Raw genomic sequence first — 16,016 nt, forward strand, 5'->3', positions numbered from 1 at the left:
CAAATAACAATTAACCATTGCCTGACAAAGGCAGAGTGACAGTAAATATAGTCCCCCTACCGATTTGGCTCTTAAAATCAATCTGTCCACCGTGTAAGTCCACCGCTCTTTTAACAATGGCTAATCCTAATCCTGTTCCAGAGATATTCTCGACATTTTTACCCCGATAGAAAGGTTCAAATAAATGGTCTTCGTCTTCTGGGGGAATGCCTATTCCCTCATCTTCTACCTGCAAGATGGCATGGCTATCTTGATAATAGAGCCTCAGGGAAACATTTCCCCCATATGGGGAATATTTTATCGCATTCGAGACCAGGTTGTTCAGAATGTATCGCAGCAGTTTTTCATCCATGCCAGGTATAAATTCGGTTTTGGCTAATCGGTCTGGGGTGAGTTCAAAGGTAATCCTGTGCTGATAGCCAGCGACAAGCTGCATTTCTTCGACTAAATCGCCGCAAAATTCCACCAAATTAATCGGGGATGGTTTAAACTCTAGTTTTCCGGCTTCTGCCCTGCCAATTACTAAAACATCGTTCAATAGCTCAGTCATATTCAAGCAAGCGGTTTGAATTCGCTGGATATGTTCGATTTGTTTTTCGGTTGAGTTCTCTTCGACGTAATATTCGAGTAAATCCGCAGAAGATAAAATGGTGCTAAGGGGCGTGCGAAACTCGTGGGAGGCCATTGTAATAAAGCGGGTTTTGAGTTCGCTGAGTTCTTTTTCTTTAGCCAAAGCGTTACGAATTTCTTCTTCGGCTTGTTTGCGATCGCTGATATCAAAAATTACCCCATCGATCCACAAAACTTCCCCCCCCTCGCCGTACTTGGCTTGACCTCGATCGGCTACCCATCGGATACTGCCATCGGGTTGCACAATGCGGTATTCGATCTCAAATGATTTCTTACCTGCTATCGCGTCTCGCACCGAAGTTTCGACCAGTGGAATGTCTTGGGGATGGATAATACTGGTAAATGTACGAACTCGGTTGCCAATAAGGCGTTGCATATTGGCGGGATGATTTTGATTGTTTTGTGGGATGGGCGTCTCGCCCGTCTTGTTTTGTGGGATGGGCGTCTCGCCCGTCTTGTTTTGTGGGATGGGCGTCTCGTTTTGTGGGATGGTCTCGTTTTGTGGGATGGGCGTCTCGCCCGTCTCTGGAATTATCCGGGCGGGCAAGATGCCCACCCCACAAGAATCATCCCTTGACTGTGCAACGCTGCCAATAAAGTCCTTTGCGGGATAGCCGGAAATATTGGCGATGGCATCGCTAATATACTCCATTGTCCGGTGAGAATCGCCAGCACAGCGATAAATTGCCCCTGGTATATTGACGACTAAAGATCTAAACCGTTCCTCGCTTTTCCGCAACGCTGCTTCTGCCAATTTGCGGTCGGTAATATCGGTATCTGTCCCTATCATGCGATAAGGTTTACCCGATGCATCTCGAATCGCCGTGCCCCGCGCCAGAAACCAGCGGATGCTACCATCTTTGTGCAGCATCCGGTGTTCGACGCTGTATTCCTTAGTCAATCCTTGCAGGTAAGCATCCGCCACCACCATCACCTGTTCGCCGTCGTCGGGATGCACCAACTTGCCCCAATGGTCGAGATGGTTTGGGATTTCGCTGTCTGCATAGCCCAGAATCGCTTTTAAGAAGGGATCGACATAAATTTCGTTGGTTTCCAGGTTCCAATCCCAAACGCCGACTTTTCCGGCGCTCACTGCTAGGGTATATCGTTTTTGGCTTTCTTGCAGCGCTTGCTCTGCTATCTTGCGATCGCTGATATCATCGGCAATCCCGGTAACCCGGTATACTTTCCCGCTGCCATCGCGCACGGGGAATGAGCGATCGCGTATCCAGCGGATCGACCCATCGGGCTTAATAATTCGATACTCTTGGTCATTCTCGCCTTGAGGATGTTTGATCGTAGAAGCAACGAAGCCAGATCGGTCTTCCGGATGGATCGCATCTAGAAAAGATTTAGGCGTCGCGTATAATGCGGCACAAGTTCTGCCCCAAATTTTTTCATAGGCGGGAGAAACGTAAATCATCTGGTTCTTGTTGGGATCGGTCATCCAGAAAACGCTCTCGATATTTTCCGCTAATTGCCGGAACCGTTCCTCGCTTTCTTGCAGCGCCTGCTGCGCTAGTTTGCGATCGCTGATATCCCGCTGGACGCCAAAATGTCCGACAATCCTACCACTTTGGTCGTAAAGACAAATATAATCTCCCTCAATCCAAATTGGCCTCCCGTCCAACTTGCGCTCGTTAGTTTCAACGTGCAGTCTTCCCACATCAAAAAATTGCTTCCATACCTGTCTGCCATAATCTAGATCGTGGGCGAATAAATCCTTGGGAGTCAGCCCTAGAAACTGCTCTATTGTAGCGCCGTATTGAGCCAGCATGGCATCGTTGATTTTTGTCATCCGCTGGTGAGAAAAGACATAATCCAAGACTTTTTCTTTATCAACCGTGTCATCCCAACGCACTGGTTCGTCTAGCATCATAAAAAAGAAACCATCCAACGATTGGGAGAAAAACAATTCTAATTCTTGCTGACTCTTTGCCAGCGCTAATTCTGCCTGCCTGCGATCGATAATTTCCTGTTCCAGATCCTGGTTGGCGATCAATAATGCTGCCGTGCGTTCCGCGACTCGCATTTCTAGCTCTTCTTTCGCCTGTTGCAGCGCCATCTGCGCTAACTTTCGATCCGTAATATCTTCAGCTATTCCTGTTATTCTGTATACTTCTCCTCCCCCATTCCCGATCGGAAAGCCGCGGTCGTGACCCCAGCGAATCGCTCCGGATATCTGTATTATTTTATACTCTATATCTGTCTGGTGGCCTTGGATTTGTCGAGCTAAGGCAGCCTCGACGCGAGGGCGATCCTCTGGATGCACGGCATCGAGAAACGAGTTAGGATCCTGGTATAAACTCGTACAACTGCGACCCCAAATTTCTTCGTAAGCCGGACTAATGTAGAGTAATTGGGGCGGATTTACCTGGCGCATCCAGAAAATATCGCGGATGTTTTCTGCCATCTGACGAAAGCGCTCATCGCTTTCTTGGAGAAACTCAATTAATCCAGTTTGTACCTGTTCAGCTCGCTTGCGCTTAGTAATATCCCGCACCAAAGCGAGCATATATTGCTCATGGTTCCACTCTAACAATCCTACGCGGATTTCCACTGGAAAAGTCGAACCATCCTTGCGTTTGATCGCAGCTTCAAAGGTATCATCGCCTCTGAGATCCCTCTGCTGCTTGAATAATTGGGCAAATCTTTTCTCAGACCAAGTCGGGTCGAGGTCCCAAAGTCCTAAAGTTAGCAGTTCCGCATAGGTATATCCTAAATCTTGACAGGAGCGCTGGTTGACTTCAACAAACCACCCTTCTAAATCAATAACAAAAATTCCATCTCTAGCTTGGTCAATTAAACAGCGAAATCGCTCTTCGCTTTCCCGTAAAGAAACAATCAATTGCGTTTGTAAATCTTCGGCTTGTTTGCGCTCGGTAATATCTTGCACGACCACCATCCCGGCAAAGATTTCTCCTTGCTCGTTTTTTACCGGCAGCGCCTGCACGTAGCCGTTCCGATTGCGAAACGACATTTCCCAAGCGATCTCTTCGCCAACAAGAACTGATCGATAAATTGGCTCTAGTTCTTCACAAATTTCCGGTGGAAAAACTTCCCAAATCGTTTTTCCTTCCATAGTTTCTTTGTCAAGACCAATCAGCGGTAATCCCTGCCCTTCGGCGAGCGAGTAGCGCAGGTTGGAGTCAAACAACAGAACGATCCCGTTAGGAAAGTTTTGCGCCAGAGTGCGATAAAGGTTTTCACTTTTGCGCAGCGCCGCTTCAGTTTGTTTGTGCGAGGTAATATCGCAAGCGGTACCGAGAATTTGCTGGGGCGAACCGTCAGAATTTCGCAAAAAAACAGTATCCCGACTCAAAAACCAGCGCCATTCACCATTTTTTTGTCTAATGCGGTACTCGGTTTCGATGACTTCCCCATCTTTTGTTGTGGCAAATTTTTGGAACATTGCCTGTATATTTGCCAGATCGTCGGGATGAATCACCGTGGAGAAAAATGCACCTCCTAGCTGTTGAATTTCTGCGAGTGTATAGCCCAAAACCACACTCGCCTGGTGATTGCAATAGATATTGCGGTTTTCGATCATGTCGTAAATATAAATAATGCCTGGAACTGCATCGGCAACACTTTGAATAAAACGCTCGCTTGCTTGTAATGCTGCTGCTGCTTGCTGGCGATTGCTAATATCCAAGTCTACCCCAGCCATGCGGACGGGTGCGCCAGTTTCGTCGTAAACAACTCGACCTCTGCTCCTCACCCAACGGATGTCACCATTAGACGCAACCACGCGGAATTCAATGTCATAGTCTTGTTTTTCCTCCAGACAAGCGCGGATGGCATCAGTGACCCTGGGGCGGTCTTGCTCATACACAATCCCCAAAAATTGTTCGTAACTCCCCTCTAAGCTGTCAAGTTTAATACCATAAATCTGTTCCAAGTTCGGCGACCAACTGGTCGCCCCGGTTAAAATATTCCAGTCCCAGATTCCCATGTCCGCAGTATCCAAAGCTAGGCGCAGTCGTTCAAAGCTATCTCGCATTGCCGTTTCTGCCTGTCTGCGTTCGGTAATATCAATCCCCGTGCTGACGATATACTCCACAGCGCCAGAAGAGTTAACTAAGGCGTTATTAGACCAGGCAATCAGTCGCAGAGTGCCATCCTTAGCGACCCAATAATTTTCCCACTGCTTGGGAAACTCTATGTGCTGCTCCAACACTCCTGTAAATGCCTCCACTGGTTTTGGAATTAAGCACAAATCCCAACAAGACTTGCCCTGTACCTCTTCAAAAGAGTACCCAGTTATTGCCTCGCAAGCACGGTTGAAACGAACAATTTTCCCCTTCAGGTCAATAACGACGACCAAGACACCAATTTGGTCTAGAACCGCAGCTAGGAAGTCCCGCTCCTTATGAAGTGCCGCTTCTATGTTGCCTAGAGTCATACGCCCAAATGCCGACGCTCCCAATTAATCACCAGTTATAACAAGTTTGATCGAGCATATATACCGCTATACCGCGGGAGCGAGTAGAGGCGCTGGCGCAAACCTACTGTCAGGCATTGGAGTAAAGCTAAGATTAAACTCAGCCCCTCCAAGCAAAAACAGCATGATACAGCAACTCCCCGCTGAAACTGCCCCAGAAATTATTTACCCTGACAGCGACGGACAACCAATGGCAGACAATACGAAACAATTTCGCTGGATTGTTGTTATCAAAGAAAATCTAGAAATTTTGTTTGCCAACGTCGATAACGTCTTGATCGCAGGCGATATGCTTTGGTATCCGGTTCAAGGAAATAACACCATTCGCACTGCACCCGATGCAATGGTTGTCTTTGGCAGACCCAAAGGCGATAGAGGTTCCTACAAACAATGGGAAGAAGATAACATTCCCCCCCAAGTCGTTTTTGAAATTCTTTCCCCAGGCAATCGCGCTACAAAAATGCTGCAAAAAACCCTGTTTTATCAACGTTATGGAGTAGAAGAATATTATGTTTATGACCCAGACGAGATAGAATTGACGGGGTTTACCCGTTCTGGAGATTGGTTAGAACCTATTGAAGCAATGAATCGGTGGATTAGTCCTCGTTTAGGCATCCGGTTTGAACTCAAACAAGACACCCTAGAAATTTATCGCCCCGATGGACAAAAGTTCCTCACACCCGTTGAACTCGATCAACTGAGAGAACAAGAACGTCAGCGCGCCGAACAAGAGCGTCAGCGTGCCGAACAAGAACGTCAGCGTGCCGAAGATGCGATCGCTTCTCTCGAACAAGAACGTCAGCGCGCAGACGATGCCATCTCCTCTCTAGAACAAGAGCGAATTCTGCGACAACAAGAACAACAGCGCTATCAAGCTTTGATCGAGCAATTGCGGCAACAAGGCATCGACCCCGAACAATTTTAAGTTATACTTGCTGTCCCAAACCACTATGAAATCTACCAACCCATCGATTTTCGCAGCAGCGATCGCCATCTTACTACTCATAATCACAATTGCCTTCAAACCCTTCGTCATTGTCAACGCAGGCGAACGCGGCGTTATTATGCAATTCGGTCAAGTCCAAGAACAAGTTTTAGGCGAAGGCTTACACTTAATTGTCCCAATTGTCAATACAGTTAAAAAGCTCAGCATCCGCGTACAAAAACACCAAGTCCCCGCGCAAGCAGCCTCAAAAGACCTTCAAGATGTCTTCACCGATGTAGCGCTCAACTGGCATATTATCCCAGAACAAGCCAATAGGGTTTTTCAACAAATTGGCGCTGAATCAGAAGTCGTGCAGCGAATTATTAACCCAGCGATTGAAGAAGTCCTTAAAGCTGTTATGGCGCTTTATACCGCCGAGCAAATTATCACCAAACGCGGCGAAGTCAAAGCAGGCATTGACGAGCAATTGCAAACTCGGCTGGCGCAGTATAATATCGCAGTTGATGGTATTTCTTTAGTCAATATCCACTTTTCACAACGCTTTAGCGAAGCAGTAGAAGCCAAACAAATTGCCGAACAAGACGCTAAAAGAGCCGAATTTTTAGCTCAAAAAGCCACCCAAGAAGCATTAGCCGAAGTTAATCGCGCCAAAGGACAAGCGGAAGCGCAAAGATTGCTGCGAGAAAATTTAACATCTGAAATTCTGCAAAAGCAAGCCATAGAAAAATGGGATGGGCATTTTCCAATGGTATTGGGTGGAAATGGAGCTATACCGTTTATTAATATTGACCAAGAAGACGCTCTGACGCGGTGACGCGGGGAATTGTGTAGAAACACTCTCCGCATCTCCCATCGACCCGTCCTCTTCCTTGTTGGAATCCCCTGGATCCTACCATGGGGTGTCCCCGCGTCTTCTTCAAAAGAGCGATTTAGAAACAGCGCAACCGTGAATACACCCAGCCACGCGATCCTCAATCTTTTCTTACTTGGCAAACAGTCGCTTCCCCAAGGAAATCTTACCATTTTCTTCGGGGCAATTTTACCAGATATGCCAATTTTTTTGTTCTACGGATGGGCGAAATTAATTGCGCGTCTACCAGAAAAGCAAATTTGGACAGAAACCTATTACGAACCTTTCTGGCAAACCGTTGTAGCGATTTTCCATTCCATTCCTTTAGCTGCAATCGGATGGCTAATTGGTTACAAATTTGGCTGGGAAAAAATGCAAATATTCTGCCTTAGTTTGGTGCTGCATTCTTGTCTAGATTTGCCAGTTCACAACGACGACGCCCACCGCCACTTTTTCCCCTTTAGCAATTATCGATTTATCAGTCCGATTTCCTATTGGGACCCTAAGCATTACGGAGCGATTGTATCTTCCGTCGAGGTATTGCTAGTTTTTCTAGCGACATTCCCTGTTTTTAATCTGATTCAATCTTGGATAGGTAAAGGACTGCTGATTTTAGTGAATGTTGTTTATCTTGTCTTTTTTTGCCTCCGTTTAAGAGCGTTAACGCCTTGAAACCTTGAATTATATCATGTCCGGTTAATTGCTGATAATTAGGCGTAGGGGCACGGCACCTTCAATGTTGTTTACAAAAGCAAAATATTGTGGATGCCGTGCCCCTACAACTTTACAAACATTCTTAAGACCGTCGGATATTAAAACAACACCAATCTTGCCGACGCCAAAGGGCGGCAATTGTCCAACCATTTTGCTCTACAACATCGGCGACGGGTTTAGTTTGGTCTAACAAAATCCCGCTGAGAATGCCCCAAGAAGAGGGTTTGGTAATAGCGCTGATTTGGGGGATTAGATCGATAATTACCTCGGCTAAAATATTGCAAACAACGCCATCAACGGGGGCATCGATCATTTTCATCATCCGATCGATACTGCCTTGTTCTACTATCAGGCGATCGCTATTGACGCGGTTGAGGGTGCGATTGCTGCGAGTGGCGCGCACGGCTAGGGGATCGAGATCGACGGCATAAACTTTTTCCGCTCCCAGCATAATTGCGCCTATGGATAAAATTCCAGAGCCACAGCCGAGATCTGCTACGATATCGTGGCTTTCTTGATCGATTCGCATTTCCAGCGCTTCCAGACACAGCTGGGTGGTGGCATGGGTGCCGGTGCCAAACGCCAGTCCGGGATCGAGTCGCAAGATGAATCGATCTGATTGATCGGGTACGGGTAGCCAAGCGGGGTAAATTAGGAAGCGATCGCCCACTTCCTGGGGTTGCCAGTGCGCCTTCCAACTACTCGCCCAGTCTTCTTCATCAATCAAATGCCAATGGGTCGTAGGTATGGGCAACCCCAACACCAAAGCATCCTGACGCAACCACAGGGACAGCGCCGCCAAATCCAAAAGTTGCACTTGCTCTTGGGGGATGTAGGCACGTACCAGGTAGGAATATCCTTTCGTTTCGAAAGCCGTCCCTCGACAGCCGAATTGTTCCAATCGCCAAAAGATAGAATCTTCTAGCGCCAGATCGCACACAATTTGCAATTCCCACCAGCTGTTTGCCATACTTGAGCCGCTAATTGCTAATAGCTAACGGCTAATTGCTAATTGTTTCACAGCCATTAGCAATTAGCCATCAGCACTTATAAAGTTACCGTATATGCATCCCTAATTCCCTGAACTTTGGTAATTTCTGCCAAAATCCCTTCTGGGAGGGGGTCATCCAGGCTCAACACCATCACCGCATCGCCCCGGACAATTTTACGTCCCACCTGCATACTGGCGATATTGACGTTAAAACTGCCCAGCAGGGAACCGATTTTACCGATAATTCCCGGCATATCGCGGTGCAGGGTAAACAGCATGTTCTGCGTCGGGGGGACGTTGACGGGGAACTCATTGACCGCAGTGATGCGAATTTCGTCATTGCCTAACAAAGCGCCCGTCACCGAGTGGTCGCCCAAAGACCCTTTGGCTTCCAGGTGCAGCGAACCCGCATAATCGCGAATTGCGGCATCCCGCGTTTCAATCACGCGAATGCCGCGCTCTTTGGCTTCAATTCCGGCGTTGACGTAGTTGACGCGCTCGCGCAACGCTGGGTAGAGCAGACCTTTTAAAGCTGCTACTACCAAGGGTTTGCTATCTACGCTTGCCAAGTCTCCTTCCATGCGGATGTTCAGACTTTCAATCCGTCCGCCTGCGAGTTGACCGACCATGTTACCCAAGGTTTCAGCCAGTCGCAGGTAAGGTCTGAGTTTTTCGATCGCATCGGGATATAAGCCGGGAATATTCACTGCTGAGCGCGCTGGTAGCCCCAACAGCACGTCGCGAATTTGCTCGGCTACGTCGATAGAGACATTGACTTGCGCTTCGGCGGTAGAGGCTCCCAGGTGGGGGGTGAGGACGGCTTCTTTACCCAGATGCAATAGGGGGGACTCGCCTACGGGTTCTTTGGAGAATACGTCTAGGGCTGACCCGCCGATTTTACCAGAAGCGATCGCTTCCGCCAACGCTGCTTCGTCGATAATCCCGCCACGGGCGCAGTTAATAATCCTCACGGTGGGTTTCATCTTCGCCAGAGTTTCGGCGTTGATCATGTTAGCCGTTTCGGGTGTTTTGGGGATGTGTAGGGTAATAAAGTCGGCTTCCCGAAATAGCAGATCCAAATCTACCAAGCGACAGCCGAGTTGCTCGGCGCGTTCGTTAGAGATAAAAGGATCGTAGGCTAAAAGTTTCATGCCCATTGCCCGTGCTACGGTGGCGACGTGGGCGCCTATTTTACCCAAACCGACGATACCGAGGGTTTTTTTGTAGACTTCCACCCCTATAAAGGTTTTACGATCCCACTTGCCGCTTTTGACACTAGCGTTGGCATCGGGGATGTGGCGAGATAGGGATAGCATCATAGCGATCGCGTGTTCGGCTGCTGCGATCGTGTTACCTTCTGGGGAATTGACGACGACAATGCCTTGCCGCGTTGCAGCAGGCACATCCACGTTATCAACGCCAACACCCGCACGCCCAATAATTTTTAGCTGCTTCCCAGCTTCGATGATTTCTTTAGTAACTTGAGTGCCAGAGCGAATCATCAAGGCGTCGTAATCTGGCATAATCCGGATCAATTCTGCCTGTGGCAGCCCGGTTTTGACATCAACCTGAGCCACCTGGGATAAGATATCGATACCAGCTTGGTCAATTGGATCGGAAACTAGAACCTTTGACATAGTCAGCAAGTGGGTTGAGAGGGAGAAAACCACCCCGAATTTTGAACCACAGGAAAACTTTATTGCTGCTCCTTGCGGGGTGGGAAGAGTATTGTTTGGGAATCACCAACAGCAGCCGTCATGGCAACAAGCCACCCTGAGAAATCCCCAGTAGGTCATTCTAGCGGCAAAGAGGTGCGTGCGCTGTTGATTGCTGAAAGTTTTAAACCTTGGATGGCTCGCATCTTGCACCAGGGCGATCGCCTTTGTTTCTTGCCACTGCCTTTACCTGAAAGCCTAGATTTTGCGTCTTGAAACCCGGTTTCTCCAGCCTTATTGAGAAAGGTGCAAGATGTGAGATGGGGAACCTTTGCACCCTTGCACGGCTAAAAAGTCTTGCTGCGCGCCAGCTCTTGCCGTAGCCAAACCTGCTTGCGATCGCGTCTCATATCATATCCGGTCGATTACGCTTAATTGGGTGTAGGGAACATCCGATATATTTTTATGACTTACGCAAACAAACCCGGTTTCTCTGAAAAATCGTTGATTTGGCAATCAGAGATCTAGGTCTCACCAAAGTTTCTTTTCTCGTCGCGCGTAATTCCTGAGAGCAAGATAACTCCTTAACTTGAAACAGGCTGAACAGATCGTACAGTATAGAACATAATCAGGTACTCAAGCTGACTGACATTGGCGTTGATCTGACTTTTCACGGCATCTCCAAAACCTCTCGAACTAGGAGATAGGCTTTGAATTTCTCCCCCTTCCGTACAAGGGAAGCGGGCTTTTGGGTTAGGTCACGCTCCACGTGAAAACTCAGGGCGTTGAGGGGGTCATCTATTGTTTTAACCTAATGATAAGTTGTGATTTCTCTAGTTGGGATATCTCAAAAATGATTGAAATTGATGGCTACCAAACCCTCGCACAAATCTCCGAAATTCCTAACTCATTAGTTGAGCGAGGCATCCGACAAAAGGATAACCAACCTGTTATCCTCAAAATGCTCAAGCCAGATTATCCTACCCCGGCTGAACTCACCCGCTATAAGCAAGAATACGAGATAGTTCGCAATTTGAATCTAGAACGGGTCGTCAAAGCATATACTCAAAAGAAATATCAAAAAACCTTAGTCATCATTCTTGAATATTTTGGGGGCAACTCCTTAAATAAATTGCTCGAACCCCCTGGAAAAGCGCATTGTTTTGCATCTTTAGAGGAATTCCTCAGCATGGCGATCGCAACGGCTGATATTTTGGGCAAAATTCACGCTGCCAATGTCATCCACAAAGACATTAACCCCACCAATATTGTTTTTAACCCAGAAACCGGGCAACTCAAAATCATCGACTTTGGCATTGCCACTGTATTCACCAGGGAAAATCCTCCCCTCAAAAATCCCGATGTTTTAGAAGGCACATTAGCCTACATTTCGCCAGAACAAACCGGACGGATGAACCGTTCTTTAGACTATTGCATTCGGACGAAGATATTGAATTTATCCTGGCCTATACTACCAAAAAAGCCCAAGAATTAGTGAGAGAATACTCAGTGGAAGCAATCACTGTTGGAGCCTGGTTATTAATGCTCTCTACCTTCTATTCTCTAAATCCCTGGCTGGTTGCAGTAGTATTCAATACAGTAATGCTTGCGATCGCATTCATTCTCCCCAAAAAACTCCTCACCCCCGCCGGATACCTCCACGCTTGGGTTCTAGGCGTCATCGTCTGGGGTACGCTTGGCTTTTCAGGATATCTAGTGGTAATGTTTTATTTTCTCGTCGGTTCCGGCGTCACGCGGATTGGGATGGCGCAAAAGGAAGCGGAAGGAATAGCTGAGAAGCGTTCGGGTATGAGAGGGCCAGAAAATGTCTGGGGTTCGGCTTTAGCTGCGACGATCTGTGCTATTGCGACTATTTTTGTCGCTTCCCCGTATCGAGAATTACTCCTGTTGGGATATGTTGCCAGTTTCAGCACGAAGCTTTCCGATACTAGCGCGTCTGAGGTGGGGAAAGCTTACGGTAAGCGCACGTTTCTGATTACCACTTTTCAACCCGTGGCGCGGGGAACGGAAGGCGCTGTGAGTTTAGAAGGGACTTTAGCAGGAATTGTGGCATCCGTTGCGATCGCCCTAGTTGGTTGGGGCGTTGGTTTAATAAACTTATTCGGTGTGGGGTTGTGCGCGATCGCTGCTTTTATTGCCACCAATTTAGAAAGCGTCATTGGTGCCACTCTGCAATCTAAATTCACCTGGCTTACCAATGAAGTCGTGAATATTCTCAATACCTTGATCGGTGCGATTGCCGCCATTTTACTCGCCTTGGCATTACATTGGTTTATCCCCGTTCCCCTTGGAATTAGCTGAGTTTGTATCCCCCTTAATCCCTCACTTATACAGGTGTTTAGGGGGGTTTCCATCCTTTTTTTTTTCTTCACATCTTGCTTTTTAAAACTTAGCTATTTTTACAGTAACCGCACTCGCGTTTATTTATATTTTTTAAGTTTTTTATCCTTGGCACTTACTTTATGGTCAGTTGCCGACTATCAAGTTAGTATTGTATTGAGCATTTATGCCTTATAAGCATAACACCTGATTTGAATCTTAGGTTTGGTGTAACCCAAAAAATAGTTTGTTTTAGCGTCTTCTTGCGTAACTGCAACAGCACAACTGACGCCAACCCAAAAAGTTTTTCTAAGCTAGCGTTACTTTGCTTTACTGCTAGGACAGGCTCGACCTAATCCCAAAAAATTCATTCTCATCTGCGTTGCGTTGCGGCGCGGATAGAGAATACTTGAGGCAACAAGATAGCAATAGAATTTGAGTTGCATTGCAAGTGCCAACGCAGCACCATTGCCTATTGCTTGTTCACACAACACAACTTTTGATTCCCTACGTTTAGGAGTATAACATATGGTCACCAACTTATTCGATGCCAATTTTTATCGACTAGCCAACCCAGACTTAGCGGCGGCTGGAGTCACCACAGACGCACAACTGCGGGATCATTTCCTGCGATTTGGTGCTGATGAAGGGCGTCGTTTTTCACCCTTTATTAATCTGGGCTACTACCGCACGAGCAACCCTGACTTAGCTGTAGCAGGGCTAACCACCAACCGGCAAGCATTTGAGCATCTAGAACAATTTGGCTTAGCCGAAGGGCGGCGGTTTTCAGTAGTTTTTAATCCCGCCTTTTATCGGTCTCGCAACCCTGATTTGGTGGCAGCTCGTCTAACGAGCAACGAGCAACTATACGAACACTACAAAAACTTTGGCACCAATGAGGGACGAGTTGCATCGGAATTTTTCGACCCCAGCTTTTACCTGAACAATAACGCCGACTTAAGGGCAGTAGGCTTCAACTTCCGGCAGGCAGTAGACCACTTCCTGAACTTTGGCATTCGAGAGGGGCGTCTGGCATCTCCCCCTGTTTCTCCGGTTCAAGATCCTGGTTTATCCACTAGCACGGCGCTTGGCCTTGGTACGTTGCTTGCCAAAGCCAGTTTGGTCAACTTTGTCGGCCCTACCAACCCAGAGGATTACTACCTCTTCACCCTGGATAAACCCAGCAACGTCAACCTCTCTCTTAGCAGCTTTAACTCTCCTGCCCAGCTGAGGTTGTTTGTGGATAGCAACACCAATTTTAGGATCGATCCGGGTGAACAATTGAATACCGTTAGTAGCTCCAATCCCATCAACAGAACTCTGGGTGCGGGAAGCTACTACGTCGATGTCGTTACAGGTTCCTCCTTTCCGACTGTGTACGAGCTAGATCTGAATGCAACTCCCAGTCCCACGACAAATCCAACAGACCCCGGTAACACCCCAAACAACGCTTTGAACTTAGGCACTCTGAGCGGTACTCGTGTTGTTCAAGACTTTGTAGGCAGCACCGACCGCAACGACTTCTACCGCTTCGTGCTGGGTAATATCAGCAACTTGAACCTCTCGCTCACCAGCGTCAGCGAGCCTGTGCTGGCGAATATCTTTGCCGATCGCAACAATAATAATGCGATCGAGCCGAGCGAGTATGTAGCCAACGTTTATGCTGGTGGTAGCAGCATCAGCGCCATCACTCAGAACTTAGCGCCTGGTACTTACTTTGTCGATGTCATCCCAGGCAACCAGTTCTCTAACACCAACTACATTATGAGCCTATCTGCATAGGGCTTCTGTAACACCAACTACACTCTAGGGCATCAGTTCTCGATCAAATCGCCATCAAACTTGCGATCGCGTAGAATCTCGTTTACCCGTTTTGTCAAGCCTGTGCGTTTCGCTTCTTTCTTGATATCTTGTGCTTCCTCGTAGCACATTTCCTCTTCAATGCCGCTGACAGCTTCCTGAAACTGTTTATGAACTCGCATCCAATCATCCGCTAGTTCTCGGCATCTGATTTCTTGAGTATCTAGTTTTTGATGGCCTTGCGCTTGCATTAACTCGGTTACTTTAGCTTTGTTCCACATAAAAAATGGCGTTCCATCCTTGAGTGGAGTTGACTTGCAAAACCCATTGTCAATTGCTTCCTGAGTGGGCGAACCAGTTTCATTTGACCTCAATCCTAACTCTTTGAGTTTTTTGCCCATTGAGATCGCTGAAATCCCAAACTGCTTCCCCAGCGTAGTTTGGTTTACCCAAATATCGGAGAACTTTGTTTTCTTTTTGCTCATAATCAAACTCTTATCAGGGTATTTACTCCTTTTGTTATATAATCTCACCTATCTTCTGACTTGGCGTCCTACCCAAGGGGTGCGCCGCAGAAAGCCTCTCTGACGTTTTGGCAGTTGATTAAATAGCTATTCTTCGACTTTTAAGCGAGTAACTCAAACCCCCAGATAGCGGCGCAAGAAACTTTCCAGCGTTTCCATTTTGATACCAAAAACAGACTCTAAGTTCGCCATCTGATCGCGAGTGCAGAAGAACTCGTTCCCTAACAACGTCCGCAGCGTGCCGAGAGATTTTTGCGCCGAGGGGTTGATTAAACCCAATACACCTCGCACTGCATCAAACGCCAGCAGTGGCGGATTAATTATCGTCGGTTCTCGCTGCAAAATGCGACCAAAAATGCGGGGAATTTCCCCTCTTTCTAAAATTTCTGCTCCACCTACTGGGAAAATTTGATTGCGGGCGGCTTCAATGCTGATAGAATCTACCGCAATTCGCGCTAAATCGTCGGTACTGACAATCGAAGTGCGGTTTTTGGGATCGCCTATTAATAAATATATTCCCGTCTGGCGAAACCGTTCCGCCAAGGGTAGGAGATTGGAAGCAAACCCAGCGGGACGCAAGATAGTGTAATTCAAACCACTCGCTTGCAGGTATTTTTCGACTTCCCGCTTTGCTTTAAACGTCGGTGCATCTTCGTATCCTCGGTCAACTCCCAGGACGGATATAAAAACAAAGTGCTGAACGCCAATTTCCTTAGCTTGGTCGATTAAGTCAATATTGGCGCGATATTCCAGTGCTTGGGCGTTGCCATCGCAGCCGTGGGCGCTGATAATGTACCGTACACCCTTACAGGCTTTCTGAATATCCCGCTCTTGCTGCAAATCCCCGATATAGATTTGGGCGCCTCGATGTTCCAATTCCCCATAGCGCGACGCGAGGCGGACAAATGCGCGCACTGGCATTTCCCGTCCTCGCAATAGCCGCACAATTCGGCGTCCGAGTCCCCCTGTCGCCCCTGTGACTAGAAACATGACAGCACTTCCTCTGGCAAGTTAGCGATCGCTTATCTCTCATTTTATAAACACCACACTCGCGATGGGGTCAATCTCTCTTGAGTTGGGTTTTTTGAGCGATAGGGATCTGGATAACTTTATATTTAGCGC

General features: G+C 47.5%; 12 protein-coding genes. 7 read left to right on the top strand and 5 right to left on the bottom strand.

Going from position 1 to position 16,016, the window contains the following annotated elements; genetic code table 11:
- Window positions 1-10: 10 nt before the first annotated feature.
- A complete protein-coding gene (locus ACE1CM_RS17310; RefSeq protein WP_374878754.1) occupies window positions 11-5,035 on the bottom strand; it encodes a PAS domain S-box protein in 5,025 nt (1,674 codons plus the stop codon).
- A 163-nt stretch (window positions 5,036-5,198) separates the two neighbouring features.
- Here ACE1CM_RS17310 and ACE1CM_RS17315 point away from each other — a divergent pair, with 163 nt between their 5' ends.
- The 3 genes from ACE1CM_RS17315 (at window position 5,199) to ACE1CM_RS17325 (ending at window position 7,542) form a co-directional block, all read left to right on the top strand.
- On the top strand, window positions 5,199-5,999 hold the full coding sequence (locus ACE1CM_RS17315) for a Uma2 family endonuclease (RefSeq protein ID WP_374878755.1): 801 nt from the start codon (window positions 5,199-5,201) through the stop codon (window positions 5,997-5,999).
- Between the two features lie 25 nt (window positions 6,000-6,024).
- On the top strand, window positions 6,025-6,834 hold the full coding sequence (locus ACE1CM_RS17320; protein WP_374878756.1) for a prohibitin family protein: 810 nt from the start codon (window positions 6,025-6,027) through the stop codon (window positions 6,832-6,834).
- 132 nt (window positions 6,835-6,966) lie between these two features.
- Window positions 6,967-7,542 carry a hypothetical protein gene (locus ACE1CM_RS17325; protein WP_374878757.1) on the top strand — a complete coding sequence of 192 codons (576 nt, stop codon included), beginning with the start codon at window positions 6,967-6,969 and terminating at the stop codon, window positions 7,540-7,542.
- 124 nt (window positions 7,543-7,666) lie between these two features.
- Here ACE1CM_RS17325 and prmA read toward each other — a convergent pair whose 3' ends face one another.
- Complete coding sequence (gene prmA / locus ACE1CM_RS17330) at window positions 7,667-8,554, bottom strand: 50S ribosomal protein L11 methyltransferase (protein ID WP_374878758.1); 888 nt, start codon at window positions 8,552-8,554, stop codon at window positions 7,667-7,669.
- Between the two features lie 77 nt (window positions 8,555-8,631).
- A complete protein-coding gene (gene serA, locus ACE1CM_RS17335) occupies window positions 8,632-10,212 on the bottom strand; it encodes a phosphoglycerate dehydrogenase (RefSeq protein WP_374878759.1) in 1,581 nt (526 codons plus the stop codon).
- Between the two features lie 120 nt (window positions 10,213-10,332).
- On the opposite strand from serA, the gene ACE1CM_RS17340 reads away from it, so the two are divergent.
- The 4 genes from ACE1CM_RS17340 (at window position 10,333) to ACE1CM_RS17355 (ending at window position 14,352) form a co-directional block, all read left to right on the top strand.
- The gene (locus ACE1CM_RS17340; RefSeq protein ID WP_374878760.1) at window positions 10,333-10,506 is read left to right on the top strand and encodes a hypothetical protein; all 174 of its coding nucleotides are present in this window, start codon (window positions 10,333-10,335) and stop codon (window positions 10,504-10,506) included.
- 577 nt (window positions 10,507-11,083) lie between these two features.
- Window positions 11,084-11,725 (top strand): serine/threonine protein kinase, encoded by a 642-nt coding sequence (locus ACE1CM_RS17345; protein ID WP_374878761.1) that lies wholly within the window; start codon window positions 11,084-11,086, stop codon window positions 11,723-11,725.
- A gap of 47 nt (window positions 11,726-11,772) precedes the next feature.
- Entirely contained in the window at window positions 11,773-12,552 is a 780-nt protein-coding gene (locus ACE1CM_RS17350; RefSeq protein ID WP_374878786.1) for a TIGR00297 family protein, read from the top strand.
- 546 nt (window positions 12,553-13,098) lie between these two features.
- Window positions 13,099-14,352: a hypothetical protein gene (locus ACE1CM_RS17355; protein WP_374878762.1), complete on the top strand. Its 1,254-nt coding sequence runs from the start codon at window positions 13,099-13,101 to the stop codon at window positions 14,350-14,352.
- Between the two features lie 32 nt (window positions 14,353-14,384).
- Here ACE1CM_RS17355 and ACE1CM_RS17360 read toward each other — a convergent pair whose 3' ends face one another.
- Window positions 14,385-14,855 (bottom strand): hypothetical protein, encoded by a 471-nt coding sequence (locus tag ACE1CM_RS17360; RefSeq protein ID WP_374878763.1) that lies wholly within the window; start codon window positions 14,853-14,855, stop codon window positions 14,385-14,387.
- A 153-nt stretch (window positions 14,856-15,008) separates the two neighbouring features.
- Entirely contained in the window at window positions 15,009-15,884 is an 876-nt protein-coding gene (locus ACE1CM_RS17365; RefSeq protein ID WP_374878764.1) for an SDR family oxidoreductase, read from the bottom strand.
- Between the last annotated feature and the right edge of the window lie 132 nt (window positions 15,885-16,016).

This window comes from Microseira sp. BLCC-F43 (genome assembly GCF_041929235.1).
Taxonomy (GTDB): Bacteria; Cyanobacteriota; Cyanobacteriia; order Cyanobacteriales; family Aerosakkonemataceae; genus Microseira.